The sequence below is a fragment of the Rhodosalinus halophilus genome (genome assembly GCF_003298775.1).
Classification (GTDB): Bacteria; Pseudomonadota; Alphaproteobacteria; order Rhodobacterales; family Rhodobacteraceae; genus Rhodosalinus; species Rhodosalinus halophilus.
Window position 1 is genome coordinate 22,135 of sequence record NZ_QNTQ01000020.1, and the last position, 25,169, is coordinate 47,303.

Sequence of the window (25,169 nt, forward strand, 5' to 3'; positions counted from 1 at the left end):
GCGCCGCGCTAGAGCGCGCGGGACGGCTGAGGAGGCCGCGCGCGCATGAAGTTCCTCGATCTCGCCAAGGTGCATATCCGCTCGGGCTCGGGCGGCGCGGGTGCCGTGAGCTTCCGCCGGGAGAAGTTCGTCGAGTTCGGCGGGCCGGACGGTGGCGACGGCGGCCGGGGCGGCGACGTCTGGGCCGAAGCGGTCGATGGGCTCAACACGCTGATCGACTTCCGCTATCAGCAGCATTTCTTCGCGAAGAACGGCCGCGCCGGCATGGGCAAGGCGCGCACCGGCGCGGACGGCGCGGGCGTCACGCTGCGGGTGCCCGTGGGCACCGAGATCCTCGAGGAGGATCAGGAGACCGTGATCGCGGATCTCACCGAGGTGGGGCAGCGCGTCCTGCTCGCCCGGGGCGGCAACGGCGGCTGGGGCAACCTGCACTTCAAGACCTCCACCAACCAGGCGCCGCGCCGCGCCAATCCGGGCCAGGAAGGGGTGGAGCGCACGCTCTGGCTGCGGCTCAAGCTCATCGCCGACGTGGGGCTTCTGGGCCTGCCCAACGCGGGCAAATCCACCTTCCTGGCCGCCACGTCGAACGCGCGGCCGAAGATCGCGGATTATCCCTTCACCACCCTGCATCCGAACCTCGGGGTCGTGGGCGTGGACGGACACGAGTTCGTGGTCGCCGACATTCCGGGACTCATCGAGGGCGCGCACGAGGGCCGCGGCATCGGCGACCGTTTCCTGGGCCACGTCGAGCGCTGCGCGGTGCTGCTGCATCTGGTGGACGGCACGTCTGACACAATCGCCGAGGACTGGCGGACGGTGATCCGCGAGCTCGAACTCTACGGCGGCCATCTCAACGACAAGCCGCGGATCACCGCGCTCAACAAGGTCGACGCGCTGGACGCGGAGGCGCGCGCGGCGGCGGCGACGGAGTTGCGGGAGGCCTGCGGCGGCGAGGTCTTCGAGATATCGGGGGTGAGCCGAGAAGGGCTGACCGAGGTGCTGCGCGCCCTGCGCGCCGAGATCGCGGCGGCGCGCGCCGCCGAGCGCGATGCCACCCAGGAGGAGGAACCGTGGCGTCCCTGACCGGCGCGGCGCGCATCGTCGTCAAGATCGGCTCCGCCCTGCTCGTCGATCGCGCGACGGGCGGGTTGCGGCGCGACTGGCTGGACACGCTGGCGGCAGACGTCGCCCGGCTGAAGGGACAGGGCGCCGAGGTGGTGATCGTCTCATCGGGCTCCATCGCGCTGGGCCGTGGGGCTCTGGGCCTGGGGCAGGGGACGCTGCCGCTCGAGCAGAGCCAGGCGGCGGCCGCGGTGGGCCAGATCCGCCTCGCCCGCGCCTACGAGGAGGCGCTCGCGCCGCACGGCCTGACGGCGGCCCAGGTGCTCGTCACGCTCGAGGACAGCGCCGACCGCCGCCGTTATCTCAATTCGCGCGCGACGCTCGGCACGCTGCTCGCGCTCGGCGCGGTGCCGATCGTGAACGAGAACGACACCGTGGCCACCGACGAGATCCGCTACGGCGACAACGACCGCCTCGCCGCGCAGGTGGCGGTGACCGTGGGGGCCGACCGGCTGGTGCTGCTGTCCGACGTGGACGGGCTCTACACGGCGAATCCGCTCGCCGACCCGGAGGCCCGCCGCTTCGACGTGATCGAGGAGATCACCCCCGAGATCGAGGCGATGGCCGGCGACGCCGGCAGCGGGCTCTCCAAGGGCGGCATGAAGACCAAGCTCATGGCCGCGCGCACGGCGATGGCGGCGGGCTGCGCGCTCGCGATCACGGCGGGCGCACGGGATCATCCGCTGCGCGCGCTGGAAGAGGGCGCGCCCGCCACCTGGTTCCTTCCCAATCTCGATCCGGCCTCGGCGCGCAAACGCTGGATCGCGGCGATGAAGCCGCGCGGCGAGCTCCGGGTGGACGCGGGTGCGGCCGACGCGCTCGCCCGCGGCAAGAGCCTGCTGCCGGCAGGGGTGGTCGCTGCGAGCGGCGCCTTCGGCCGCGGCGACCCCGTGGCGATCCTCGACCGGCAGGGGCGCAAGCTGGGGCAGGGGTTGTCGCGCTACACGGCTGACGAGGCGCGCGCCATCGCCGGGCACCGCTCCTCGGAGATCGAGGCGCTGCTGGGCTACCCCGGGCGCGCGGCGCTGATCCACCGTGACGATATGGCGCTCTGACCCCGATATGGGGTATGGAGGACGGGCCCGAGACAGGAGGCAGCCCCATGAAGGATCTGGCTGAGATTTCCGAGCTGATGGACGGCATGGGCCGCCGGGCGCGCGCCGCCGCGGCCGAACTCGCCTATGCGCCCGCCGAGGCCAAGCGGCACGCTCTCGAGGCCGCGGCAGACGCGCTCTGGGCCGCGCGGTCCGAGGTCATGGCGGCGAACGAGAAGGATCTCGCCTTCGGGCGCGAGAAGGCGCTTTCGCCGGCGATGATGGACCGGCTCGCGCTCGACGAGGGCCGCATCAAGGCCATGGCGGAGGGGCTGCGCGCCGTCGCCGCCCAGCCCGATCCGGTGGGCGAGGTCATGGCCGAATGGGATCGCCCCTCGGGCCTGCACATCCGCCGCGTGCGCACGCCGCTCGGCGTGATCGGCGTGATCTATGAATCGCGGCCCAACGTCACCGCCGACGCGGGCGCGCTCTGCCTCAAGGCGGGCAACGCCGTGATCCTGCGCGGCGGCTCGGAGAGCCTGCACTCTTCCGCCGCGATTCACGCGGCGCTGCAGGAGGGGCTGGGGGCCGCCGGCCTGCCGCGCGACGCGATCCAGATGGTGCCGGTGCGCGACCGCGCGGCGGTCAATGCGATGCTGGGCATGACCGGGCATATCGACGTGATCGTCCCGCGCGGCGGCAAGAGCCTCGTGGGCCTCGTGCAGCGCGAGGCGCGGGTGCCGGTCTTCGCCCATCTCGAGGGGATCGTGCACATCTACGTGGATGCCGCCGCCGACCCGGTGAAGGCGCTCAAGGTGGTTATGAACGCCAAGACCCGGCGCACGGGCATCTGCGGCGCCGCCGAGTGCCTTCTGATCCATGCCGAGGTGGCCGACACGATCGGGCAGGGGGTGATCCGCCGCCTGATCGAGGCCGGCGTCCGCGTGCACGCCGACGAGAGCCTGGCCCACATCGAGGGCACGGTGCCCGCGACGGCGGAGGACTGGGGCCGCGAATACCTCGACATGGATATCGCCGCGAAGGTCGTCCCCGACATCGACGCGGCGATCGACCACATCCGCACCTTCGGCTCGCAGCACACCGACGCCATCCTGACCGAGGACGATGCCGCCGCGGCGCGCTTCTTCGAGCGGCTCGACAGCGCAATCCTGATGCGCAACGCCTCGACGCAGTTTGCTGACGGCGGCGAGTTCGGCATGGGCGCCGAGATCGGCATCGCCACGGGCAAGCTGCATGCCCGCGGCCCGGTGGGGGCCGAGCAGCTCACGAGCTTCAAGTATCTGGTCGAGGGCGACGGGACGGTGCGCCCCTGACGCAGTCAGATCGTGAGCCGCAGGCTCTCGGACTCCAGCGCCGCTTCCGGACTGCGCCCGGACTGAGTGGCGAGCAGCGCGAGCAGGACGAACTCGACCTGAGCGGGCGGGACATCGCCGGGTTCGGGCGCCTTGGCGCCCTGGAGAAGCTCCCACCCGGCCGTATCGGCGAGGATCCGCGGCCCCTCCGCCGTCAGGCGCCATCGGCCGTCCTCGCGCGCCACGCGCAGCGCGCCGCCGCGCGGCAGTGTGGCCTCGGCGCACATCACGCCCAGGAAGGCCAGCTGCGCCTCCGCCCGCGCGACCGCCGCGGTCACGGTCCAGTCGAGATCGAGCTGCGTGTCGCCCAGATAGCCCTGCGCGAGCCGCGCCGCCTCGGACGCCGAGAGCGCCTCGGCGCCGGCGCGCGCACCGAAGGCCACGCGGAAAAAGGCCAGCCGCGATTGCGCGCTGGCGCAGCTCTCGGCGACGAGTTGCAGCTCCGGGCCAGACGCCGCACCACCCTCCAGCGAAAGAAGCTCCAGCCCGTTGGCGATCGCGCCCACGGGGCTGACGAGATCGTGACAGATCCGCGCCCCTATGAGCGCGGCGAGTTCCGCACTAGGTTCAGGGGCGACCGTATCCGGGACAACCGACATGAACGACCTCAACGCACTTCTCGAACCGGGCATGCTGGTGCGCCACCCCGACCGACCCGACTGGGGCGTGGGGCAGGTGCAATCCAACATCGGCGGGCGGATCACCGTCAACTTCCGCGAGGAGGGCAAGGTCGTGATCGATGGGGCCCGCATCACCCTCGTGCCCGTCATCGAACCCTGATTCAGTTACGGATTGGTAAACGCGCCGAAGCGCCGGGGCGGTGGTTTTGTTGCCAATTCCGCCCGCCTTGCCTATGACGCAGGCGCCGAGACACTAGCCCGATCGCGCATGACGAAGCCCGCCGCCCGCCCGGACCCCGAGTTCCGTGTCCGTCTCGCAACGGACGAGCGCGACCGCCTCGCCGCGCAGCGGCTGCGCTATGCCGTCTTCGTCGAGGAGCTGGGCGGCTCCGGCCCGCTCGTCGATCACGCCGCGCGGCTCGAGCGCGACAGGTTCGACCCGTTCTTCGACCACCTCGTCCTCGTCGATCCGGCGCGCGACGCAGCCGCGCTCGATCACGTCGTCGGCGTCTATCGCGTCATGCGCCCCGAGCAGGCGGCCGCGGCGGGCCAGTTCTACAGCGAGGACGAATACGACCTCGCGCCGCTGCACGCGAGCGGGCGCCGCATGCTCGAGCTGGGCCGTTCCTGCGTGCACCCCTGTTATCGCGGCGGGGCCGCCATGTTCCATCTCTGGCGCGCGCTGGCCGACTACGTCGCCACGCACGAGATAGAGATCCTGTTCGGCGTGGCGAGCTTCCACGGCACCGATCCGCAAGCGTTGGCCGAGCCGCTTTCGCTGCTCCACCACCGCCACCTCGCGCCGATCGACCTGCGAGTGCGGGCGCGGGACTTCCAGCGCATGGATCTGCTGCCCGAGGCGGCGATCGACCGGCGGCGCGCCATGCTGCAGGTGCCCGCGCTCATCAAGGCCTATCTGCGCCTCGGCGGCTTCGTGGGCGAGGGGGCCTTCGTGGACCACGCCTTCAACACCACGGATGTCTGCCTGCTGATGGATACGGCGCGGCTCAACGAACGGCAGGCCGCGCTCTACCGCGGGGGGCGCGCATGAGCCGAACCTGGCGCGGCGCGGCGCCGCCCGCGCCGGAGCCCATCGGCCCCGCCGGCTGGCTTCGCGCGGCGGCGACCGGCCTGCCGCTCGCGCTCGTCGTCTTCGGCGGGCTTGCGGTGCTGCTGCTCCTGCGCGTGCCGGAGCGGCTCGTTTGGGGCGCGCGGCGCCCTGTCACGCCATGGATCACCCTGGGCGTCTGCCGTGCGGCCCTGCCGCTTCTGGGCGTGCGGCTGGTGATCCGCGGCGCGCCGATCCGCGGCGCGGGGGCGATGGTGGCCAACCACGCCTCTTGGGCGGACATCTTCGCGCTCAACGCCTGCACGCCCCTCTACTTCGTCGCCAAGGCCGAGGTGGCCGGCTGGCCCGGCATCGGCTGGCTGGCCCGGGCGACGGGCACGCTCTTCATCGCGCGCGACCGGCGCGCGGCGCGCCTCCAGCGGGAAGCCTTCGCGGAGCGTCTGCGGCTGGGGCACCGTCTGCTCTTCTTTCCCGAAGGCACCTCGACCGACGGCCGCCGCGTGCTGCGCTTCGTGCCGACGCTTTTCGACGCCTTCTACGACGACGGCCTCGACGGGCTGCGGATCCAGCCGGTGACGGTCGCATGGCATGCGCCGCCGGGTCGGGATGCGCGCTTCTACGGCTGGTGGGGCGACATGGCCTTCGGGCCGCATCTGCTTCAGGTGCTGGCCGCGCCGGGCCGGGGCCGGGTCGAGGTGATCTGGCACGCGCCCCTGGACGTGGCCGGGCACGCCGGCCGCAAGGCGCTCGCGCAGGCGCTCGAGGCACGCGTGCGCGAAGGGCTCGAGGCCGCGCTCAGCCCATCGCGTCCCTGAGCGCCCCCAGCGCCGCGACCGGGTCCGGTTCGCGCCAGACCTCCTCGCCGAAGGCGAAGAAATCGACCACCGGGGCCAGCTCCGCCACCCGCGCGGCGTCGAGCGCCCCCTCGGCCACGACCGGAAGCTCGATCATCTCCGACCACCAGGCGAAAAGATCATGCGCCGCCACGGTGCCGTCGCCCAGCCCCGTCTCGGCCACGGGGCCGAAGGCGATGTAGTCCGCGCCCGCCTCGCCGGCGGACATACCCTGATGGCGCGAGGCCCCGCAGAAGGCGCCCACGATCGCCTCGGCGCCAAGCATGGCCCGCGCCTTGCGCACCGAGCGCGCACCGTCCGTCAGATGCACCCCGTCGAGGCCCAGCCGTTCCACCAGCGCCAGGTGCTCCGCCACCACCAGCGGCACGTCGCGGGCGTGGGCGATCTCGCGCAGCCCGTCCGCGGCGCGCGCCACCGCGTCGGCGTCCCGCGTGGCCAGATCGAGCCGCAGACAGGCCACGGGATGGACGTCGAGCACGGCCTCGAGCTGCGGCGCGAAGTCCGGCAGCGCGATCTCCGGCGGCGTAACGAGATAGATCTGCGGGCGGTCGTCTCCGGCCATGCGCGCCTCCCCCTGACTGCGCACCGCCTCTTACCGCGCCGCGCGCGGCTTGGCCATGCCCCGCCGCGCGCGGCCGACGACGACACGCCGGCCCGGTCCTTCCGCTTGCAAGAAATACCCCGGGGGGTGAGGCGGCGCGAGCCGCCGAGGGGGGCAGCGCCCCCCTCGTCTCAGGCGCGCCGATCCCAGAGCCAGGGCTCCGCGATCTCCAGCGAGTTCCCCGCCGGGTCGCGGAAGTAGATCGACCGCGCGCCATTGGGCCAGGCGAAATCCGCCTCGATCGCCACGCCGGCGGCCTCGAGCCGCGCGCGCCAGGCGTCGATCTCCCCGGCGGGCGCGGCGAGGCACAGATGGCCCGGCCCCTCCGCCCCGTGCGGCGGCACGGGCAGCCGCGGGTTGCCCGGCGGCTTGACCGTTTCAGCCGGGTTGAAGACCAGCACCACCTGCGCGCCCGCTCGGAAAAAGACGTGCCGGGCGCCCACCCGCTGGATCCGCTCGAGCCCCAGCACGCCGCCGTAGAAGGCTTCGGCCGCATCGAGATCCTCGGCATAGACCGCGGCCTCGAGCACGCCGCGCGCCGGCGGTGCCGGCGGAAGGGTCGCGTCATCCTCTGCCATGGCGCCGAGGCTAGCAGAGCGCGTGCGGCCTGTCAGCGGCACGCGCCCGTCATTCAGGCGTTACAGGAGCAGGCTAGGCCTCGTGCAGGCCACCGGATATTGCGGGGCTTGCCGCAAGGCGAACGCGATATATAGTAAGAAGAGGCAGAGGGCGCCGGATTGGCCCGGCCAGGTCGGCGGCGTCGCACGGGCGGAGGCGCGGGGCGCGATGGATGGCGATTTCAGGACGAGTTTCGTACGGGAGCCCGGCGCGCTCCGAAAGCATCCGTCGCTCGTGCTCAATGCCGATTACCGGCCGCTCTCCTACTACCCGCTCTCGCTCTGGCCGTGGCAGGAGGCGGTGAAGGCCGTCTGGCTCGACCGGGTGAGCATCGTCGCGGAATACGACCAGACCGTGCGCAGCCCCTCGACCACGATCCGAATACCCTCGGTGGTCGTTCTCAAGGACTATGTGAAACCCAGGAAGCGCGTGGCCTTCACGCGCTTCAATCTTTTTCTGCGGGACGAATTCGCCTGCCAGTATTGCGGCGCCAAGGGCGATCTGACCTTCGACCATGTGGTGCCGCGCGCCTCGGGCGGGGTGACGAGCTGGGAAAACGTCGTCGCCGCCTGCGCGAAGTGCAACCTGCGCAAGGGCGCCAAGAGCCTGCGCCAGACGGGCATGAGCCTGCGCAAGCCGCCGCGCCGGCCGGGCGCGGAAGAGCTGCGCAACCTCGGTCGCAAGTTCCCGCCCAACTACCTGCACGAAAGCTGGCTCGACTTCCTTTACTGGGACGCCGAGCTCGAGGCCTGAGCGGCCGCGCCGCCCGCACGCAGACCGAGCCAGGCGATCGGCGCCGCGAGCGCTGCCAGAGCCGCCGCGATCCAGGCGAGCGTGGCCAGCGCCGCGGTGCTCGCCGCCATGTGTCCCGCCGCAGCGGATTCCGTGCCGAAGCTCGCCGGGCCGCCGGCAGCGTGATAGCGGGCCGCCGCGACGCCGCCCATGGCGGCGACGGCGATCAGCCCGGCCATGCGCGTGACCGCGTTGTTCACCCCCGAGGCCGCGCCGGCGCGGGCGTCTGGCACGGAGATCATCACCGCGGTCGAGAGCGGCGCGACCAGCATGCTCATCCCCAGCCCCGTGAGCGCGAGCGCGGGCAGGCTGCGCGTCCAGAACTCGGCCGCCGGGGCGGTGGCGGCGAAGGCGGCGTAACCGGCCGCCACCGTCAGCGCGCCGGCGAGGATCGGCGGGGCAGGGCCGATCCGGTCGGCGACGCGCCCGGCGAGGCCCGAGAAGGCGCCCACGCAGAGCGCCAGCGGCGCGAAGGCCACGGAGGCGGCCGCCTCGCTGACGCCCCAGCCGCCGATCAGCGCCATGGGCACGAAGAAGATCATCGTCGAGAGCGCGAAATAGAGCGCGAAGGTCAGCCCGTTGGCGGCGGCGAAGGCGCGGCTGCGGAAGAGGTCGAGCGGCATCATCGGCGCGGGCGCGCGCGCCTGCCACAGCAGGAAGAGGGCGAAAATTCCGATCCCGGCGGCCGAGACCGGCCATTGTCCGGGGCGCGTCAGCCCCCAGGCGAGCGCGAAGAGCCCCAGCGTGGCCAGCACGGCGCCCGGCCAGTCGACCGGCGCCTCCGGCCGCCCCGGATCGGGCTCTGCCTTGCTGTGCAGCAGCCAGAGCGCGATCGCCCCGAGCGGGAGGTTCAGCGCGAAGACCAGCCGCCAGGTCCACTCGCCCCCGGCCGAGAGGATCAGCCCGCCGATCACCGGGCCGCCCGCCGTTGTGAGCGCCGAGGCCGCCGCCCAGAGGCCGATGGCGCGGCCCCGCTCGGCACGCGGATAGGCGCGCGCCACGAGCGCCAGCGAGCCCGGCACCATCGCGGCCGCGCCCGCGCCCTTGAGCGCCCGTGCCGCGATCATCGCCTCGGGCGTGGGCGCGAGCGCCGTGGCCGCCGATCCCAGCAGAAAGACCGCGATCCCAGCGCCGAAGACGCGGACCAGACCGAAGCGGTCCCCGAGCGCCCCGCCGGCCAGGATCAGCGCCGAGAGCGGCAGCATGTAGGCGTTGTTGATCCATTGCGCCTGCGCGAGGCTGGCGTTCAGGCTCTCACGGATGGCGGGCAGGGCTATCGCGACGACCGTGCCGTCGATGAAGCCCAGCGCCGAGGCGAGGATCGCAGCGGCGAGCATCCAGCGCCGGTTGCGCGGTGCACAGACCGGCGGGCGCGCGTCGTCGGTCATGCCGGCGACGACGCCGCCCGCTGCGCGCTCACGCGCCCTGTTTCTGGGTCGCGGTCTGCTGTTGCGGCTGAGATCCGCCGGACTTGCCGGTCTGCGGCGCCTGGCTCTCGGCGCCCTGCTTGGCCCGGCCGCCACCGTTGAGCGGGTCGTCCTGCCGCTGGACGGAGCCCTCGAAATGCGCGCCCGATTCGATTGCGATGGTCTTGTGGATGATGTCGCCCTCGACCCGGGCGGTGGAGGTGAGGCGCACCTTGAGCCCGCGCACGCGGCCGACGATCCGGCCGTTGATGACCACGTCGTCGGCGGTGACCTCGCCCTTGATGGTGGCGGATTCGCCGATGGTCAGCAGATGGGCGCGGATGTCGCCCTCGACCGTGCCTTCCACCTGGATGTCGCCGGTGGTCTTGACGTTGCCGGTGATGTGCAGATCGGAGGAGAGCACCGACGGCGAGGGCTTCGGCTTGTTCGCCGAGGCCGCGTAATCCGACCGGGGCGCCGGCGAGGTCTCCGCGGAGGGCGCGGGCGCCGGTTCCGCGGCCTTGGGGCCGGGCTCGTTGATCTTGCTCTTAGAAAACATCTCTCGCAGCCTTGATGTAGATCATGGGGTTCACGGCTTTGCCGCCGACACGGACTTCGTAGTGCAGATGGGTGCCGGTGGAGCGTCCGCTGTTCCCCATATCACCGATCCTGTCGCCGCGCGATACCCTTTGGCCTTCCTTCACGCGAATGCGGGACATGTGGGCATAGCGCGTCTCGATGCCGAATTCGTGCTGGATCTTGACCAGCCGCCCGTAGCCGGAAAGCCAGCCGGCGTGGGTCACGACGCCGTCGGCGGTGGCGTAGATCGGCGTGCCGTGCGAGGCGGCGAAGTCGGCGCCGTTGTGCATCCGGCCCCAGCGCATCCCGAAGCCGCTGGTGAAGCGGAACGCGCCCTTGACCGGCAGCGCGAAGGGCGCCTTCTGCGCCGCGATGCGATAGAGGTTCAGCTCGTCGAGCCTGTTCATGATGCGGCCCGCGCGTTCGGCGTCGGGGTGCATCGCGCCGCCGCTCGTGGTGAAGGAGATCGGCGTGAGCGGGCCGCCGAGGCCCGAATACCCGCGCCGCACCTCGTCGAGCAGGTCGTCGGGGTCCAGCCCCGCGCGCTCGAACATCCGGTCCAGCGGCTCGACCGAAACGAGCATCGCCTCCTCGAGCTGGCGGAAGATCGTCTCGTTCTGGTCCTGAAGCAGGCGCAACTCGCTCGCCATGCGGTCCGCAGCGAGCAGGGCCTCCTCGGCGTCGGCCTCGAGCCGGTCGCGTTCGGCCGCAGTCTCGGCCAGCGCGCGGGTCAGGAAGGCGACGGTCGTGTCCGCGCCGCCGCCACCCTCGGGCAGGGCCTCGCCGTCCTCGAGCGCGCGCTCGAGCGTCGCGAGCCGCTCGCGCATCGCGTTGCGGTCCCGGGCCAGGTCGCGCATCTTCGCCTGCACGATCTCGAGACCCGTCTCGAGTTCGCGGCGGCGCGTCTCGGAGGCGAGAAGCTCGGACTGCATCACCGAGACCTGTTCGAGCGCCGTGTTGAACCGTTCCTGCGCGGCGACCGCCTCGGCCGCGCGGGCGTCGCGCGCCTCGGCCAGGGCGTTGAGCCGCGCCTGATAGGTTTCGAGGTCGCGCCGCGCCTGCTCGCGGAAGTTGCCGCCGCCGATCGCGTCCATCAGCAGGATCGCCGTCGCGAGGATCGCCCAGCCCACGACGAGCGTGGCGCCCGCCATCGCGATCGCCTGCGTCCCCGACCGAAGCCGGATGAAGCGCATGTCGTCGTCGGATTTCAGAAAGAGCCTTCGCTCGGGAAAGACGCGCTCGAGAAGCGCATGAAACCGTATCGCCAGCCGCGTCCGCACGAAGCCTGCCCCTCGCTCCTGTCTCAATCGCGACGCTCGGGCTCCCCAACACCCGGCACCTTGCACAGTTGGTTAGCGATTGGTTACGCGACAGGCAACGGTTTTGCTCGGCTTACCCGCCGTCGCGCCCCTTGGCGCCGCGAATTGGGCGAAATTCCGCCGATGTCAGCGCGTTGCGGGCCGCGGGTCAGCCGGCATCGGCGGCGAGCGGCCAGTAGAAATCGGGCGGAAGGCCCGCCTCGGCGCGCTTTTCCTCGTTGAAGGGGGGCTTCAGCGCGCCCTTAAAATAGCGCCTCACGAGCGCGTGGAAGGTCTCCTTCGGGTCGCGATCCTCGCGCCCGCAGAGGAAATGGAACCACTTCGCGCCGTAGGCGACATGGCCCACTTCCTCGGCGTAGATCGTTTCCAGCGCGGCGACGGCGTCCGTCTCGCCGTGCTTGCGGAAGAGCGCGATCATGTCCGGCGTCACGTCGAGGCCGCGCGCCTCGAGCACCATCGGAACGACGGCGAGGCGGCCCATGAAGTCCCCGGCCGTGTCTTCCGCCGCGCGCCACATGCCGGCATGGGCGGGCAGCGCGCCGTAGTGGCTGCCGCGCGCCGCGAGGCAGTCTGAGAGCAGGCCGAAGTGCTTGGCCTCCTCGTCGGCTGCCTTCACCCAGTCGTCGTAGAAGCCCGCGGGCATCGGCACATGAGCGAAGCGCGCGATGACGTCCCAGTGCAGGTCCACCGCGTTCAGTTCGATATGCGCCACCGCGTGCAGGAGCGCCGTCCGGCCCTCGACCGAGCCGGGGCGCCGTTTCGGCACCTCGCGCGGGTCCAGCAGCTCGGGCCGGTCGGGGCGCGCCGGCCGCAGGGGCGGCTCGGCCCGGCCGACGGGCAGCGGCGTGCCGGCTGCGCGCGCCGCGAACCAGTCCGCCGCATGGGCACGCGACAGCCGCGCCTTCTCGGCCGCGTCGGCGGTGGAGAGCACCTCCACCGCGCGTCGGGCGAGGCTCGGGCTCACAGCGCCCTGGCCGCTTCGAGAACCTCCTCGGCGTGGCCCGGCACCTTCACCTTGCGCCACTCGCGCGCGATGCGGCCCGCGCCGTCGATCAGGAAGGTCGAGCGCTCGATGCCCCAGAACGTCTTGCCGTACATGCTCTTTTCCTTCCAGACGCCGTATTGCTCGGCGACGTCCGATCCCTCGTCGGAAAGCAGGGGCACCGTGAGCCCGTGCTTGTCGGCGAACTTCTCGTGGCTCTTCATGCTGTCCTTCGAGATGCCGAAGACCTTCACGCCCAGCTTGTCGAACTCTTCCTTCAGACCGGAGAAGGCGATCGACTCCTTGGTGCAGCCAGAGGTGTCGTCCCGCGGGTAGAAGAAGAGCACCACCGGGGCCGGGCGCAGGGCGGAGAGGGTGATTTCGCCTCCGCCGGTGACGGGCAGCGTGAAATCCGGTGCGGCATTTTCGGTCATGTCATGAGTCCTCGGCTGGTCTGACGCTGTTGCGCGTGAGATACTAGGCGCCGACCGTCAAGAAGAAAGCCATGTGGCAGGGGCACGCATGACGCCATCGAAGAGCAGGCGCGGCGGATCGCGCCGCGGCTGGCCGCGGCGCCTCGTCGCGGCGACGCTGGCGGGCGTCGCGAGCTTCGCTGTCGCGAGCCTGGTCTTCGCGCTGAGCGACCGCACCCTGGCCGCGCCCAGATGGCTCGAGACGCGGGTCGAGGCGCGGCTCGACGCGGCGCTGCCCGAGTTGCGCGTCGAGTTCGAGGCGATCCAGCTGTCCCTGCGCCGCGACGGGCATCCCGCGATCCGGCTCGACGGCGTGACGCTGCGCGACCGGGCGGGCGCCCCGCAGGCCAGTCTGGCGCGGATCGAGGGGACGCTCGCGGTGCTGCCGCTGTTGCAGGGAGAGACGCGGCTGCGCGAACTCCGGCTAGCCGGCGCGATCATGCAGCTGCGCCGCGATGCGTCGGGCCGGTTCGACCTCGCGCTCGGCGGCACGGGGGCCGGCTTCGCCTCGGTGCCCGAGATGATCGCGGCGGTCGACGCGCTGGCGGTGCACCCGCGCCTCGCCGGGCTTGCACGGGTCGAGGCGCAGGGGCTCACGCTGCGCTACGAGGATGCGCGCGCGGGCCGCGGCTGGACGGCGGACGGCGGGCGGCTGCGCATCACGCGCAGCGACGGCCGGCTGCGCGTGGCGGGGGATTTCGCGCTTCTGTCGGGGCGTGACGAGGCCGCGACGCTGGAGCTCAACGCCGAGAGCGCGATCGGCTCCGCCGCGGTCGCCTTCGGTGCGGCCTTCGAGGGCATGGAAGCCGCGGATATCGCGACGCAATCGCCCGCGCTGGCCTGGCTCGGGGTGCTCGATGCGCCGATCTCGGGCGCGTTGCGGACGGAAGTGGACGCCTCCGGCGCGCTCGGGCCGCTCCACGCGGCGCTGCAGATCGGCGCGGGCGCGCTCCAGCCCGAGGCGGTGGCGCGGCCCATCCCCTTCCGGTCGGCGCACAGCTATTTCACCTATGATCCGGCGGCCGCGCGGCTGCGCTTCGACGAGATCGCGGTGGACAGCGAACTGCTCAGCGTCACGGCCGAGGCGCAGGCGCAGCTTCACGGTCTCGAGACGGGGTGGCCCACCGGGCTGACCGCGCAGCTCCGCCTCGGCGAGGTGACGGCCAAGACCGGGCGGCTCTATGCGGAACCGCTCGACCTCGACGGCGCCGAGGCGGATCTCAGCGTCGCGCTCGACCCTTTCTCGCTGCGGCTCGGGCGTCTGCGGGTGACGGACCCGATGCTGCCGGTGCATCTCTCGGGGCGCGCCGACGTGGGGCCGCAGGGCTGGCGGCTCTCCCTCGACGCCCGCGCGGAGGGGGTCACGCCAGAGATGGTCGCCACCTGGTGGCCCGAGGTGTGGGAGCCCGGCGCGCGCCGGTGGGTCGTGCGGAACGTGCTGGACGGCGAGCTCGCCGCGGCGCAGGCGGCGCTCCGGGCCGAGCCGGGCGCCCCGCCGAAGGTGTCCTTCACGGGAAGCTTCCGCGAGGCGCGCATCCGCTTCCTGCCCGAAATGCCGCCCATCGAGGCGGCGTCGGGCGAGATCAGCCTGCACGACGCGCGCTTCGCCGCCACGGCGCATGCGGGCCATGTGCCGATGGGAGAGGCCGGGCAGGTCGCCGTGGCGGGGACGAGCTTCGTCATTCCGGACGTGCGCATCCCCAGGGGGCCCGCCGAGGTGCAGCTCGCGGCCGCCGGGCCGCTGCCGGCCGCGCTCGGGCTGCTGGACCGGCCGCCCTTTGGCCTGCTCGCGCGGGCGGGGCGGACGCCCGAGCTCGCCGAGGGGCGGCTTTCCGCCACGGGCCGGATCGGCCTCAGGCTGCGCAGGAACCTGACGGCGGAAGAGCTCGATCTCGACCTCGCCGGCGTGCTGCGGGACGTCGCGAGCGACGCGATCGTCCCGGACCGCCGTCTGACGGCGGGCCGGCTCGACGCGCGCGTGGACAACGCGGCGCTCACCATCGAGGGGGCGGCGGCGCTCGACGGGCTGCCGGTCTCGGGCCGCTGGCGGCAGCCCTTGACCGCGGGCGAGCAGGGCAGTGTCGTGGCGGAGCTGCGCCTCGACCGCGCCTTCCTTTCCTCGATCGGGCTCGACCTTCCGCCCGAGGCGGTGCGCGGCGCGGCGTCCGCGCGTCTCGCCCTCGATCTGCCGAAGGACGCGCCGCCGGAGTTCTCCCTGCGGTCGAGCCTCGGCGGGCTCGGCCTGTCCATCGCGCCGCTGGGATGGCGGCTTTCCGAACAGGCCACCGGCGCTCTGCAGGTGACCGGCAGGCTGGGGCGGCCGGCCGAGATCGACAGTATCGCGCTCGACGCCCCCGGACTTTCGGCGCGCGGGCGCGTCGCGCTCTCGCCCGGCGGCGGGCTGGCCCGGGCGGAGTTCGACCGCGTGCGCGCGGGCGGCTGGCTCGATGCGCCGGTCGTGCTGCGGCCGCGCGGCGCCGGGCGCCCGCCCGGCATCGAGATCGCCGGCGGCGAGATCGACCTGCGCGCGCTCCCCGAGCGGGGGGAGGGGGGGCGCCGCGCGCTCGTTCCCGTCGCGCTGAGCCTCGACCGGCTGGTCGTCTCGGAGGGGATCGCGCTGACGGGTTTCCGGGGGCAAGTGACGGCCGGCGCGGGGCTCGAGGGCGAGTTCACCGCCCGCGTCAACGACCGTGCGGCGATCCGAGGCACGCTCGTTCCCGTGAGCGGGCGTACCGCGGTGCGCCTGCGCGCCGACGATGCGGGGCGGGTTTTGCGGTCGAGCGGCATCTTCCGCAACGCGGCCGGGGGCGCGATGGACCTGACCTTGCTGCCCGCGCAGGCGCCCGGCACCTTCGACGGAACGCTGCGCGTCACCGATACGCGGATGCGCGACACGCCGACGCTCGCCGCGCTGCTAGACGCGATCAGCATCGTCGGCATTCTGGACCAGCTCGGCGGGCCCGGCATCGCCTTCTCCGAGGTCGAGGCCCGCTTCCGCCTCACCCCCCGGCAGGTGATCCTGACGCGGTCCTCCGCGATCGGTCCCTCGATGGGCATCTCGATGGACGGCTATTACGATCTCGCCTCCGGGCGGATGGACATGCAGGGCGTGCTCTCGCCGGTCTATCTGCTCAACGTCGTGGGCTCGGTGCTCACGCGGAAGGGCGAGGGGCTCTTCGGCTTCAACTTCCGGCTGCGCGGCACGGGCGAGGATCCGCAGGTGCGCGTGAACCCGCTCTCCGCCTTGACGCCGGGCATGTTCAGGGAAATCTTCCGTCGTCCGCCTCCGAAAGTGGTCCGGTAATCCCATGCAGCTGTCAGATTTCGACTTCGACCTGCCCGACGAGCTGATCGCCACGCGCCCCGCGCGGCCGCGCTCCTCCGCGCGGCTGCTGGTGGCCGAGGGCGACCGCATCACCGACGCGATCGTTCGCGACCTGCCGGAGTTCCTGCGGCCCGGCGACCGGCTGATCCTCAACGACACCAAGGTGATCCCGGCGCGGCTGAGCGGCACCCGCAGCCGCCATGGCGCGGCGGGCGCCTCGGACGCGCGGATCGAGGTCACGCTGCTCGAGCCGCGGCCGGGCGGGCTCTGGACCGCGCTCGTCAAGCCGCTGAAGAAGCTCGCGCCCGGCGAGGTGATCCGCTTCTCCGACGACCTCTCCGCCCGGATGCAGGGGCGCGAGGGGGAACAGGCGCTCCTCGAGTTCGACCAGACGGGCAAGGCCTTCGACGAGGCGCTGGCGCGAGCCGGCGCGATGCCGCTGCCGCCCTACATCGAACGCCGTCGCGCGCCCGACGAACAGGATCGCGAGGACTATCAGACCGTCTGGGCCGCGCGTCCGGGCGCGGTGGCCGCACCCACCGCGAGCCTCCATTTCGACGCGGCGCTGCTCGACGCGCTGCGCGCGGCGGACATCGGCATGACGCATGTCACGCTGCACGTGGGTGCCGGAACCTTCCTGCCGGTGAAGGTGGACGACGTGACGCGCCACCGGATGCACGCCGAATGGGGCGAGGTGAGCGAAAGCGCCGCCGCCCAGATCGCCGAGACCCGCCGCGCCGGCGGGCGCATCATCCCGGTGGGGACCACGGCGCTGCGGCTGATCGAGACCGCGGGGCAGGGCGGCGAGATCGCGCCCTGGGAGGGCGACACCGACATCTTCATCTATCCCGGCTTCCGCTTCCGGATGACCGACGCGCTGATGACCAACTTCCACCTGCCGAAATCGACGCTGATGATGCTGGTCGCGGCGCTGATGGGCCTCGATCGCGTTCGGCGGATCTACGCCCATGCGATCACGGAACGTTACCGCTTCTTTTCCTACGGAGACGCCTCGCTTCTCGTGCCCGGGGAGTGATAGCCCATGTCGCCGAAGGCCCTGCGCCGAGTCGCGGCGGGAACAGCCACCGGTGACGCGGCGCTGTAGGGGCAGACATCGACGCGTTTCGGAGCCTCCGGCACATGCTCACCGTCCTCAACAGCGCCTGGGCCCTGCTGCTCGGGCTCTTCCTGCTGATGATCGGCAACGGCCTGCAGGGCACGCTGCTGGGCGTGCGCGGCGAGATCGAGGGCTTCTCGGCCTTCGAGATGTCGGTGGTCATGGCCGCCTATTTCGTGGGGTTCCTCGGGGGCTCGCGCATGGCGCCGCGGATGATCGCCCGCGTGGGGCATGTGCGCGTCTTCTCGGCGCTGGCCTCGATGGTCTCGGCCGTGGTGATCCTTTTCCCGGTCTTCACCGATCCCTGGCTCTGGGCGATCGGGCGGCTCGTCATCGGTTTCTGTTTCTCGGGGGTTTATGTCACCGCCGAGAGCTGGCTCAACAACACCGCGACGAACGAGACGCGCGGGCAGACGCTCTCGGTCTATGTGCTGGTGCAGGTGGTGGGGCTGATCGCCGGGCAGGCGCTGCTCGTGGTGGCCGATCCCTCGGGCTTCGTGCTCTTCGTCATTCCCGCCGTTCTGGTGTCGATCTCCTTCGCGCCGATCCTGCTGTCGGTGTCGCCGGCGCCGGCCTTCGGCACCGCCAAGCCGATGACGCTCGCCGCGCTCTACAAGGTCTCGCCGCTGGGCCTGGTGGGGATGCTGCTGCTGGGGACCGTGTTCTCGGCGCAGTTCGGCATGTCGGCCGTCTACGGCGCCGAGGCGGGCCTGTCGGTGCAGGAGATCTCGATCTTCGTCTCGGCCTTCTTCGTCGGCGCGCTCGTGCTGCAATATCCGCTGGGGTGGCTGTCGGACCGGATGGACCGCCGGGTGCTGATCCTGGGCACGGCGGCGGTCGGCACCGCCGGCGCGGTGCTGGGGCTGATGCTGGGGGCTGCACGCACCGAGCTGCTGCTCGCCGCCGCGCTGCTGATCGGCGGTGTCTCGAACCCGCTCTACTCGCTGCTGATCGCCTATACCAACGACTTCCTCGAGCCTGACGACATGGCCGCGGCCTCGAGCGGGCTGGTTTTCGTCAACGGGGTCGGCGCGATCGTGGGTCCGCTGGCGGCCGGCTGGGTGATGCAGGTGATCGGCCCGCCGGGCTTCTTCGCCACGATCGCCGCCTTCTTCGCGCTGCTCGTGGGCTATGCCGCCTGGCGCATGACGCAACGGCCCGCGCCCGCTGCCGAAGAAACAGGCACCTACGCTCCGCTCGGCCCCACGGTCACGCCGGTCGCGGTGGAGTTCGCGCAGGAATACGCGATCGATACCGCGCTGGAAGAACAGGAGAATCCGGACGACGCGCGGTGACGCGGGCCGCTTTCGCGCGCCGGGGTTGTTGCAATTCGTGAAAACGGCTCTGTTGAGGCGCACCGCCCCGCATCCTTTACTGTGGATAACTGACCCGCAGCATGGAGGATCAAGGGCATGACGGGCGTGGAGGAGATTCTGGGTTTCTGGCTCGACGAAGTCGGTCCCAAGGGCTGGTACGCCGTGGACGACGACCTCGACCGGACGATCCGCGACCGTTTCCTCGATACCTGGGAGGGGGCCACGGAGGGCCGCTACGCGCTCTGGCTGACCTATCCCACGGGCGCGCTCGCCTACATCATCCTGACGGATCAGTTCCCCCGCAACATGTTCCGCGGCTCGGCGCGCGCCTTCGAGACCGACGCAGCCGCCCGCGCGGCGGCGAAATCGGCCATCCAGCGCGGCTGGGACATGCGGATCGACGAGCCCGCGCGGCAGTTCTTCTACCTGCCGCTGATGCATTCGGAAAACCTGTGTGACCAGGACCGTTCGGTGCGGCTGATCCTCGAGCGGATGCCGGAGACGGGCGGCGACAATCTCAAGCACGCCCGGGCGCACCGCGAGGTGATCCGCCGCTTCGGCCGCTTCCCCTATCGCAACGGGGCGCTCGGCCGCGCGGACACCAGCGCCGAGCGCGTCTTCCTCGACCACGGCGGCTACGGTGCCGTGGTTCGCGACCTCGAGGAGAGCGAAGCCGCCTGACCCGGGCCGCCGGGCCGCGCCCCTGCGCCGCGGGGCGCGGCATTGTCGTGCCCGACCGTTTCGCATAGCGTCGCGCCGACGCGAGGCGAACAGGGGGCCGGAATGGCTGAACAGTCCTACGACATGATCGTGATCGGCGCGGGCCCGGGTGGCTACGTCTGCGCGATCCGCGGCGCGCAGCTGGGGCTCAGGGTCGCCATCGTCGAGCGCGAGCACATGGGCGGCATCTGCCTCAACTGGGGGTGCATCCCCGCCAAGGCGCTGCTGCGCACCTCGGAGATCTATCACCTCATGCACCGCGCGGGCGATTTCGGGCTCGCCGTCGAGGGCGCGAGCTTCGATTTCGACCGCGTCATCGACCGCTCGCGCAAGGTGGCGAAACAGCTCGTCTCGGGCGTCGAACACCTGGTGAAGAAGCACAAGGTGAGCGTGCTGCGCGGCGAGGGCAGGCTCGCGGGCAAGGGCCGCGTCGCGGTGAAGACGGACAAGGGCGAGCAGACCGTCGAGGCGCCCCACATCGTGCTCGCCACCGGCGCCCGTGCGCGCGAGTTGCCGGGGCTCGAAGCCGACGGCGCGCGCGTCTGGACCTACAAGCACGCCCTCAAGCCGCCGCACATGCCGAAAAAGCTGCTGGTGATCGGATCGGGGGCGATCGGCGTCGAGTTCGCCAGTTTCTATCACACGATGGGCGCGCAGGCGACGGTGGTCGAGGTGCAGGACCGCATCCTGCCGGTGGAAGACGAGGAGATCTCGGCCTTCGCGCGCAAGGCCTTCGAGAAGCAGGGGATGGAGATCCGCACCTCCGCGACGGTGAAGAAGCTCGACCGGGGCAAGGACAGGGTGACAGCCCACATCGAGCAGGACGGCAAGACGCAGACGCAGGACTTCGACACGGTGATCTCTGCCGTGGGCATCGTGGGCAACACCGAGGAACTCGGGCTGGAAGAGGCGGGCGTCACCGTCGAGCGCGGGCAGGTGAAGGTGGACCCGATGTGCCGCACGGGGGTGCAGGGGCTTTATGCCATCGGCGACATCGCCGGGGCGCCCTGGCTCGCGCACAAGGCCAGCCACGAGGGCGTCATGGTGGCCGAACTGATCGCCGGCGGCGACCCGCACCCGGTGACGCCCGACCAGATCGCCGGCTGCACCTACTGCCACCCCCAGGTGGCCTCGGTCGGGCTGACCGAGGCGCAGGCGAAGGATCGCGGGCACGAGGTGAAGGTCGGCCGCTTCCCCTTCATCGGCAACGGCAAGGCGATCGCGCTGGGCGAGCCCGAGGGACTGGTCAAGACGATCTTCGACGCGACGACCGGCGAGCTTCTGGGCGCGCACATGATCGGGGCGGAGGTGACCGAACTCATCCAGGGCTACGTCGTCGGCCGCACGCTGGAGACGACCGAGGCGGAGCTGATGCAGGCGGTCTTCCCGCATCCGACGCTGAGCGAGATGATGCACGAATCGGTGCTGGCCGCCTACGGCCGCGCGCTGCACTACTGAGCGGCGCGGGGTCGGGCGGGCGGCAAGGGGGGCTGTCTGCCCCCCTCGGCGGCTTCGCCGCCTCACCCCCCGAGGATACTTGTCCCCAAGAAGAAGGGCAGGGGCTGCGCGTCCGGCCGCGATCAGAAGGACCAGACGGCCGCACCGTCGTCGAGCAGCTTTTCGGCCATCGCCGGGGGCTGGGCCACGCCGACGCCCTCGATCAGGACTTCCGGGCCTTCGCCGCGGCCGGGCAGGTAGATGGCGCAGACCTCGACGGTCGCCCCGTTGGCGATCGCCGCCTGCAGAAGCCCTTGCGGGCTCATGTCGCGCGGCGGCTGCGGAGCGGTGGCGCTTTCGGGCGCGTCCGTGAGGGCCATGTCGCCCGCCGGGCCGCAGAGCAGGACATGCGCCTCGACGCCCTTCTGCACGGCCTGCATGGTCAGCACCATGCTCATCAGCTGGGTCTGCGGATCGGGCGAGGTGACGACCGTCACCAGGCGGTCCTCCATCTCGGCGGCCACGGGGGCGGCGAGCGCGGCGGCGAGGCCGAGCGCTGTCAGCATCTTGCGGAGCATCAGGGTTCCTTTCGGATCAGGGTCGGTTTCCGATCGGAGCCTGACAGCCACATGCCGGCAATGGAATGTGTTAGGCTGTCGCAGGCCGCCGTGCAGCGGCCGCCTTTCGAGGGCTGCGGACGACCTGGGGCCGGGGGGCAGCGCCGCGGCCGCGCCGGATCAGGCGCTGCGCCGGCGTCCGCCCCGGCGCCCGCCGCGGCCGCCGCCGGCGGCCTGCGCGGCCTTCGCCGCCTCGGGGAAGGCGGTGCCCTCCGCCACCGCGTCGAGCACGCGGGAAAAGCGGATCCATTCCGCGCCGTTGGGGTCGTTGTTCATCAGGAAGTTGGCGGCCTTGATCGCCTCCATCTCGACCTGGCGCACGGGGTTCATGATCGCGCTGGTCATGCCGGCGGTGATCGCCATGGGCAGGAAGGCCGCGTTGATCCCGTGCCGGTGGGGCAGGCCGAAGGAGATGTTGGAGGCGCCGCAGGTGGTGTTGACGCCCAGTTCCTCGCGCAGGCGGCGCACCAGCGTGAAGACCTGCCGCCCGGCGGTGGCCATGGCGCCCACGGGCATCACCAGCGGATCGACCACGATGTCGTGCGCGGGAATGCCGTAATCCGCCGCGCGCTCGACGATCTTCTTCGCGACGGCGAAGCGCACCTCCGGGTCCTCGGAGATGCCGGTGTCGTCGTTCGAGATCGCCACCACGGGCACGTCGTATTTCTTGACCAGCGGCAGGATCGCCTCGAGCCGCTCTTCCTCGCCGGTCACGGAATTGAGCAGCGGCCGGCCCTCGGCCGCCTCCAGCCCGGCCTCGAGCGCGGCGGGCACCGAGCTGTCGATGCACAGCGGCACCTCCACGAGCCCCTGCACCAGCTCGATCATCCGGCGCATGAGCGGCGGCTCGGTCTCGTTCGGGTTGGGGTTGGAGTTGTAGACGACGCCCGCGTTGACGTCGAGCACCATCGCCCCGCAGGCCACCTGTTCCAGCGCGTCCTTCTCGACGGTGGAGAAGTCGCCCGCCTCGAGCTCGGCCGCCAGCTTCTTGCGCCCCGTGGGATTGATGCGCTCGCCGATCACGCAGAAGGGCTCGTCGAAGCCGATGGTCACGGTCTTCGACTTCGAGGCGACGATGGTGCGGGTCATTGGGGTCCTTTCTCGGGGTCTGGATCAGCCGGCGGCGCGGGCTGCGGGGCGGGCCGCCGCGCCGCCATGCGCCTGGGCCCATTCGGCCGTGGCGGCGATGCCGCCGAGCGGGAAGAAGTGGATCTGTTCGATGTTGCTGTCGGGGTGGGCGGCGCGGTGCGCCGCAAGCGCGCGCAGCAGCTGGGTGGGCTCGTAGGGCTTGACGAGCTTGGAGACGTCCATCGCGCGGCGCTGCAGCACCTTGAGCGAGGGGCCGACGCCGCAGGCGATGGCGAAACGGATGAGCGTCTGCAGCTTGGCCGGGCCGGCGATCCCGAGGTGCACGGGCAGACGGATCCCGGCAGCCTGCAGCCGCTCGGCCCAGGCGATCATGGGGCCGGCCTCGAAGGCGAACTGGGTGACGATCGCCATGCGCGCGTCGGTACGCTCGGAGAAGGCCTGTTTCCAGCGCAGCGCCTCGTCCACGGCGCGCGTGCCGCCGTCGGGGTCGATGTCGCGGTTGCCCTCGGGGTGGCCGGCGACGTGCAGGCGGGTGAAGCCCGCCGCGTCGAAGAGCCCGGTCTCGAGCAGCTGCATCGAGGACTCGAAGGCGCCCGCCGGACGCTCGACCCCACCGGCGAGCACCAGCGCCTGACGCACGTCCGCCTCGCCTTGGTAACGGGCGATCCAGTCCGCGAGCGTGGCGTGGTCGGCGATGATGCGCGCGGGGAAATGCGGCATCGGCTCGAAGCCCTGGGCGCGCAGCCGCGCGGCCGTGGCGACCATGTCGGCGATGGGCGTGCCCTCGATATGCGCGATGTAGACGCGGGTGCCCTCGGGCAGCAGCGCGCGGAAGTCCTCGATCTTCGCGGCGGTGCGCGGCATCACCTCGATCGAGTAGCCCGCGAGCAGCGCCTCGAGGTCGGGACCGGCAGGCGCCGGAGCGCGCTCGCCGCGCCGGGGAAAACTGAGAAGCGCCATCAGGGCCTCCTTCCATCGCATCGGGCGCTCAGGCCCATCCATCGTTCGCGATCAGCGCCTTCAGGCGATCCTGATCGTACTCCGCCTCGATCCGCGCGGCCTCGGCCTCGGCCACCGCTTCGGCATCCCCCGCCACCTCGTAGGCGGGCGCCTTGCGCCATTCGGCGAGATAGGCGTCGGTATCGCGTGCGCCGGCCTTCATCGCCGCCCGGTCGATCGCCTGCTCGAAGCGTTCGGGCAGCGGCCGCTTGGCGCCGCGCCGGCCCTTGCCCGCGATCACCTGCGCCGGAATGTCGCGCCAGTAGACGATCGTGACCTCGGGCACCGCTGCGAATCTCCTCTCTCCCGTCGCTCCTCTCTACGTCAGCATGTGGGGGGCGCACGGTCTGATTTCGACGAATGCGCGACGGGGAACGACTCGGTCGGCGATCGGATCGCGCCGGTCGCGCGGCGATGCATCGCGGCAACGCCCCCGGGGCGCGCCTCCGCTGCCCGTCGAAGCCGTCGGGGAACGGAATTCCGGCAAAACGCCGTCGCCGCGCTTGTCGGATCACGCCCGCGACCGTATCTTTGTGACAACTTTGTATCCGGAGGGCGTGAGACATGGCGCCCAGGCGTCCCGATGGTGCGGGCGCGTTCCCGGTCCCGGTCGAAAGCCCCGCGCCAGCACCGCCCGATCCGGCGGAGCTTTATGCTGCGCTCGATCTGGGCACCAACAGTTGCCGCATGCTGATTGCCCAGCCGAAGGGCAGTCAATTCCATGTGGTGGACAGTTTCTCGAAGACCGTGCAGCTCGGAGAAGGGCTGGAAGTCACGGGCAGTCTGGGGCGTGCCTCGATGAAGCGCACGCTGCAGGCGCTCAGGATCTGCCAGCAGAAGCTCAAGCGGCACAAGGTGCGTCGCATGCGGCTGGTGGCCACCGAGGCCTGCCGGCGCGCGCGCAACGGGCCGGAGTTCCTGCGCCGCATCCGGGGGGAGACGGGCCTCACGCTCGAGATCATCGAGCCGGAGGAGGAGGCGCGCCTCGCGGTGATCTCCTGCGCGCCGCTGGTCTCCACGCGGACCGAACAGCTGCTGGTCGTCGACATCGGCGGCGGCTCGACCGAGCTCGTGTGGATCGATCTCTCCTCGGTGCCGAATCGCGACCGGCCGCGCGCGATCATGCGGCTGCATGCGGGCTTCCATCCGCCGCAGAGCCCCTTTCCGGCCGCGAAGGTGGTGGACTGGATCAGCGTGCCCCTGGGGGTGGCCACGCTGCGCGACCAGTTCCGCGACGTCGAGGACGACGCGGCCCGCTACGCGCTGATGAGCTGGTTCTTCGAGGAAAATCTCGCCGAATTCGCGCCCTACAAGGACGAGCAGACGCGCGAAGGGTTCCAGATCATCGGCACCTCCGGAACTGTCACGACCGTCGCGGCGAGCCATCTGGGTCTGCGGCGCTACGACCGGACCAAGGTGGACGGGCTCAGGATGACCTCGGACCAGATCGACAAGGTGATCCGCGACTACCTGGCGATGGGGCCGGCGGGCCGGCGGCGCGATCCGCGCATCGGGCAGGACCGCCAGGCGCTGATCATGTCGGGCGCCGCGATCCTGCAGGCGCTGCTGAGGCTCTGGCCGACCGACCGGCTGTCGGTCGCCGACCGGGGCTTGCGCGAGGGACTGCTCTACGCGCAGATGTCCGCCGACGGGGTGCTGGAGGATGCGCCGGTCTGACGGACGGCAGCGGCGCGGTACAGAGATTCT

Annotated in this window: 25 protein-coding genes; 13 read left to right on the forward strand and 12 right to left on the reverse strand. The window is 71.6% G+C overall.

Annotated features, from left to right (window positions below):
- Positions 1–45: 45 nt before the first annotated feature.
- From obgE to DRV85_RS16530, 3 genes are read left to right on the forward strand one after another with little or no spacing between them, the layout of a single operon-like run.
- Positions 46–1,083, forward strand: a complete 1,038-nt coding sequence (gene obgE, locus DRV85_RS16520; protein ID WP_113290581.1) for a GTPase ObgE — start codon at positions 46–48, stop codon at positions 1,081–1,083.
- Positions 1,071–2,177: a glutamate 5-kinase gene (proB, locus tag DRV85_RS16525; RefSeq protein WP_113290582.1), complete on the forward strand. Its 1,107-nt coding sequence runs from the start codon at positions 1,071–1,073 to the stop codon at positions 2,175–2,177. Before obgE ends, proB begins: the two co-directional genes overlap by 13 nt.
- Positions 2,178–2,224: 47 nt before the next feature.
- A complete protein-coding gene (locus DRV85_RS16530; protein WP_113290583.1) occupies positions 2,225–3,490 on the forward strand; it encodes a glutamate-5-semialdehyde dehydrogenase in 1,266 nt (421 codons plus the stop codon).
- Positions 3,491–3,495: 5 nt separating this feature from the next.
- Here the strand turns inward: DRV85_RS16530 and DRV85_RS16535 are convergent, their stop codons facing one another.
- The gene (locus DRV85_RS16535) at positions 3,496–4,128 is read right to left on the reverse strand and encodes a histidine phosphotransferase family protein (protein WP_158540187.1); all 633 of its coding nucleotides are present in this window, start codon (positions 4,126–4,128) and stop codon (positions 3,496–3,498) included.
- On the opposite strand from DRV85_RS16535, the gene DRV85_RS16540 reads away from it, so the two are divergent.
- The 3 genes from DRV85_RS16540 (at position 4,127) to olsA (ending at position 6,033) form a co-directional block, all read left to right on the forward strand.
- Positions 4,127–4,309: a DUF3553 domain-containing protein gene (locus DRV85_RS16540; protein WP_113290640.1), complete on the forward strand. Its 183-nt coding sequence runs from the start codon at positions 4,127–4,129 to the stop codon at positions 4,307–4,309. The two genes, DRV85_RS16535 and DRV85_RS16540, sit on opposite strands and share 2 nt — an antisense overlap.
- 108 nt (positions 4,310–4,417) lie before the next feature.
- On the forward strand, positions 4,418–5,200 hold the full coding sequence (gene olsB, locus DRV85_RS16545; protein WP_113290585.1) for an L-ornithine N(alpha)-acyltransferase: 783 nt from the start codon (positions 4,418–4,420) through the stop codon (positions 5,198–5,200).
- Positions 5,197–6,033 (forward strand): lyso-ornithine lipid O-acyltransferase, encoded by an 837-nt coding sequence (gene olsA, locus DRV85_RS16550; protein WP_113290586.1) that lies wholly within the window; start codon positions 5,197–5,199, stop codon positions 6,031–6,033. Before olsB ends, olsA begins: the two co-directional genes overlap by 4 nt.
- Here olsA and DRV85_RS16555 read toward each other — a convergent pair.
- Positions 6,014–6,634, reverse strand: a complete 621-nt coding sequence (locus tag DRV85_RS16555) for a thiamine phosphate synthase (protein ID WP_113290587.1) — start codon at positions 6,632–6,634, stop codon at positions 6,014–6,016. The genes olsA and DRV85_RS16555 overlap by 20 nt on opposite strands.
- Before the next feature lie 170 nt (positions 6,635–6,804).
- Positions 6,805–7,251 carry a VOC family protein gene (locus DRV85_RS16560; RefSeq protein ID WP_113290588.1) on the reverse strand — a complete coding sequence of 149 codons (447 nt, stop codon included), beginning with the start codon at positions 7,249–7,251 and terminating at the stop codon, positions 6,805–6,807.
- A 208-nt stretch (positions 7,252–7,459) separates the two neighbouring features.
- Between DRV85_RS16560 and DRV85_RS16565 the strand changes: the two genes are divergently transcribed.
- Positions 7,460–8,044 (forward strand): HNH endonuclease, encoded by a 585-nt coding sequence (locus DRV85_RS16565; protein WP_113290589.1) that lies wholly within the window; start codon positions 7,460–7,462, stop codon positions 8,042–8,044.
- Here DRV85_RS16565 and DRV85_RS16570 read toward each other — a convergent pair.
- From DRV85_RS16570 to DRV85_RS16590, 5 genes are all read right to left on the reverse strand, one after another.
- Positions 8,017–9,471, reverse strand: a complete 1,455-nt coding sequence (locus DRV85_RS16570; protein WP_113290590.1) for an MFS transporter — start codon at positions 9,469–9,471, stop codon at positions 8,017–8,019. The genes DRV85_RS16565 and DRV85_RS16570 overlap by 28 nt on opposite strands.
- Positions 9,472–9,499: 28 nt before the next feature.
- The gene (locus DRV85_RS16575; RefSeq protein WP_113290591.1) at positions 9,500–10,048 is read right to left on the reverse strand and encodes a bactofilin family protein; all 549 of its coding nucleotides are present in this window, start codon (positions 10,046–10,048) and stop codon (positions 9,500–9,502) included.
- Positions 10,038–11,348, reverse strand: coding sequence for a M23 family metallopeptidase (locus tag DRV85_RS16580; RefSeq protein WP_199526054.1), 1,311 nt, complete (start codon positions 11,346–11,348; stop codon positions 10,038–10,040). Before DRV85_RS16580 ends, DRV85_RS16575 begins: the two co-directional genes overlap by 11 nt.
- 187 nt (positions 11,349–11,535) lie before the next feature.
- The gene (locus DRV85_RS16585) at positions 11,536–12,351 is read right to left on the reverse strand and encodes a ferritin-like domain-containing protein (protein ID WP_113290592.1); all 816 of its coding nucleotides are present in this window, start codon (positions 12,349–12,351) and stop codon (positions 11,536–11,538) included.
- Positions 12,348–12,803, reverse strand: a complete 456-nt coding sequence (locus DRV85_RS16590; RefSeq protein ID WP_113290593.1) for a peroxiredoxin — start codon at positions 12,801–12,803, stop codon at positions 12,348–12,350. The genes DRV85_RS16585 and DRV85_RS16590 overlap by 4 nt, the downstream gene beginning before the upstream one ends.
- An 88-nt stretch (positions 12,804–12,891) precedes the next feature.
- Here DRV85_RS16590 and DRV85_RS16595 point away from each other — a divergent pair, with 88 nt between their 5' ends.
- The 5 genes from DRV85_RS16595 to lpdA all read left to right on the forward strand — a co-directional run bounded on the left by DRV85_RS16595 (position 12,892) and on the right by lpdA (position 20,778).
- Positions 12,892–16,146, forward strand: a complete 3,255-nt coding sequence (locus tag DRV85_RS16595) for a YhdP family protein (protein WP_113290594.1) — start codon at positions 12,892–12,894, stop codon at positions 16,144–16,146.
- 4 nt (positions 16,147–16,150) lie between these two features.
- A complete protein-coding gene (gene queA, locus DRV85_RS16600) occupies positions 16,151–17,203 on the forward strand; it encodes a tRNA preQ1(34) S-adenosylmethionine ribosyltransferase-isomerase QueA (RefSeq protein WP_113290595.1) in 1,053 nt (350 codons plus the stop codon).
- Between the two features lie 104 nt (positions 17,204–17,307).
- On the forward strand, positions 17,308–18,579 hold the full coding sequence (locus DRV85_RS16605; RefSeq protein WP_113290596.1) for an MFS transporter: 1,272 nt from the start codon (positions 17,308–17,310) through the stop codon (positions 18,577–18,579).
- Positions 18,580–18,696: 117 nt separating this feature from the next.
- Positions 18,697–19,281 carry a DUF924 family protein gene (locus DRV85_RS16610; RefSeq protein ID WP_113290597.1) on the forward strand — a complete coding sequence of 195 codons (585 nt, stop codon included), beginning with the start codon at positions 18,697–18,699 and terminating at the stop codon, positions 19,279–19,281.
- Positions 19,282–19,383: 102 nt separating this feature from the next.
- A complete protein-coding gene (lpdA, locus tag DRV85_RS16615) occupies positions 19,384–20,778 on the forward strand; it encodes a dihydrolipoyl dehydrogenase (protein WP_113290598.1) in 1,395 nt (464 codons plus the stop codon).
- A gap of 122 nt (positions 20,779–20,900) precedes the next feature.
- Here lpdA and DRV85_RS16620 read toward each other — a convergent pair whose 3' ends face one another.
- From DRV85_RS16620 to DRV85_RS16635, 4 genes are all read right to left on the reverse strand, one after another.
- Complete coding sequence (locus DRV85_RS16620) at positions 20,901–21,335, reverse strand: DsrE family protein (RefSeq protein ID WP_113290599.1); 435 nt, start codon at positions 21,333–21,335, stop codon at positions 20,901–20,903.
- 159 nt (positions 21,336–21,494) lie between these two features.
- Positions 21,495–22,463: a methyltetrahydrofolate cobalamin methyltransferase gene (locus DRV85_RS16625; protein ID WP_113290600.1), complete on the reverse strand. Its 969-nt coding sequence runs from the start codon at positions 22,461–22,463 to the stop codon at positions 21,495–21,497.
- Positions 22,464–22,487: 24 nt separating this feature from the next.
- The gene (locus DRV85_RS16630) at positions 22,488–23,423 is read right to left on the reverse strand and encodes a methylenetetrahydrofolate reductase (RefSeq protein WP_113290601.1); all 936 of its coding nucleotides are present in this window, start codon (positions 23,421–23,423) and stop codon (positions 22,488–22,490) included.
- Positions 23,424–23,451: 28 nt separating this feature from the next.
- A complete protein-coding gene (locus DRV85_RS16635; RefSeq protein ID WP_113290602.1) occupies positions 23,452–23,748 on the reverse strand; it encodes a virulence factor in 297 nt (98 codons plus the stop codon).
- 278 nt (positions 23,749–24,026) lie between these two features.
- Between DRV85_RS16635 and DRV85_RS16640 the strand changes: the two genes are divergently transcribed.
- Entirely contained in the window at positions 24,027–25,139 is a 1,113-nt protein-coding gene (locus DRV85_RS16640; RefSeq protein ID WP_113290603.1) for a Ppx/GppA phosphatase family protein, read from the forward strand.
- Positions 25,140–25,169: the final 30 nt, after the last annotated feature.

Bases quoted from the DNA above. Each gene is read 5' to 3' on its own strand.
- DRV85_RS16540 (WP_113290640.1), top strand. From the start codon at position 4,127: ATGAACGACCTCAACGCACTTCTCGAACCGGGCATGCTGGTGCGCCAC.
- DRV85_RS16560 (WP_113290588.1), bottom strand. From the start codon at position 7,251: ATGGCAGAGGATGACGCGACCCTTCCGCCGGCACCGCCGGCGCGCGGC.
- queA (WP_113290595.1), top strand. From the start codon at position 16,151: ATGCAGCTGTCAGATTTCGACTTCGACCTGCCCGACGAGCTGATCGCC.
- DRV85_RS16570 (WP_113290590.1), bottom strand. From the start codon at position 9,471: ATGACCGACGACGCGCGCCCGCCGGTCTGTGCACCGCGCAACCGGCGC.
- DRV85_RS16595 (WP_113290594.1), top strand. From the start codon at position 12,892: ATGACGCCATCGAAGAGCAGGCGCGGCGGATCGCGCCGCGGCTGGCCG.
- DRV85_RS16625 (WP_113290600.1), bottom strand. From the start codon at position 22,463: ATGACCCGCACCATCGTCGCCTCGAAGTCGAAGACCGTGACCATCGGC.
- DRV85_RS16555 (WP_113290587.1), bottom strand. From the start codon at position 6,634: ATGGCCGGAGACGACCGCCCGCAGATCTATCTCGTTACGCCGCCGGAG.
- DRV85_RS16590 (WP_113290593.1), bottom strand. From the start codon at position 12,803: ATGACCGAAAATGCCGCACCGGATTTCACGCTGCCCGTCACCGGCGGA.
- DRV85_RS16620 (WP_113290599.1), bottom strand. From the start codon at position 21,335: ATGCTCCGCAAGATGCTGACAGCGCTCGGCCTCGCCGCCGCGCTCGCC.
- olsA (WP_113290586.1), top strand. From the start codon at position 5,197: ATGAGCCGAACCTGGCGCGGCGCGGCGCCGCCCGCGCCGGAGCCCATC.
- DRV85_RS16565 (WP_113290589.1), top strand. From the start codon at position 7,460: ATGGATGGCGATTTCAGGACGAGTTTCGTACGGGAGCCCGGCGCGCTC.
- olsB (WP_113290585.1), top strand. From the start codon at position 4,418: ATGACGAAGCCCGCCGCCCGCCCGGACCCCGAGTTCCGTGTCCGTCTC.
- DRV85_RS16640 (WP_113290603.1), top strand. From the start codon at position 24,027: ATGGCGCCCAGGCGTCCCGATGGTGCGGGCGCGTTCCCGGTCCCGGTC.
- DRV85_RS16630 (WP_113290601.1), bottom strand. From the start codon at position 23,423: ATGGCGCTTCTCAGTTTTCCCCGGCGCGGCGAGCGCGCTCCGGCGCCT.
- DRV85_RS16605 (WP_113290596.1), top strand. From the start codon at position 17,308: ATGCTCACCGTCCTCAACAGCGCCTGGGCCCTGCTGCTCGGGCTCTTC.
- obgE (WP_113290581.1), top strand. From the start codon at position 46: ATGAAGTTCCTCGATCTCGCCAAGGTGCATATCCGCTCGGGCTCGGGC.
- DRV85_RS16530 (WP_113290583.1), top strand. From the start codon at position 2,225: ATGAAGGATCTGGCTGAGATTTCCGAGCTGATGGACGGCATGGGCCGC.
- DRV85_RS16535 (WP_158540187.1), bottom strand. From the start codon at position 4,128: ATGTCGGTTGTCCCGGATACGGTCGCCCCTGAACCTAGTGCGGAACTC.
- lpdA (WP_113290598.1), top strand. From the start codon at position 19,384: ATGGCTGAACAGTCCTACGACATGATCGTGATCGGCGCGGGCCCGGGT.
- DRV85_RS16610 (WP_113290597.1), top strand. From the start codon at position 18,697: ATGACGGGCGTGGAGGAGATTCTGGGTTTCTGGCTCGACGAAGTCGGT.
- DRV85_RS16575 (WP_113290591.1), bottom strand. From the start codon at position 10,048: ATGTTTTCTAAGAGCAAGATCAACGAGCCCGGCCCCAAGGCCGCGGAA.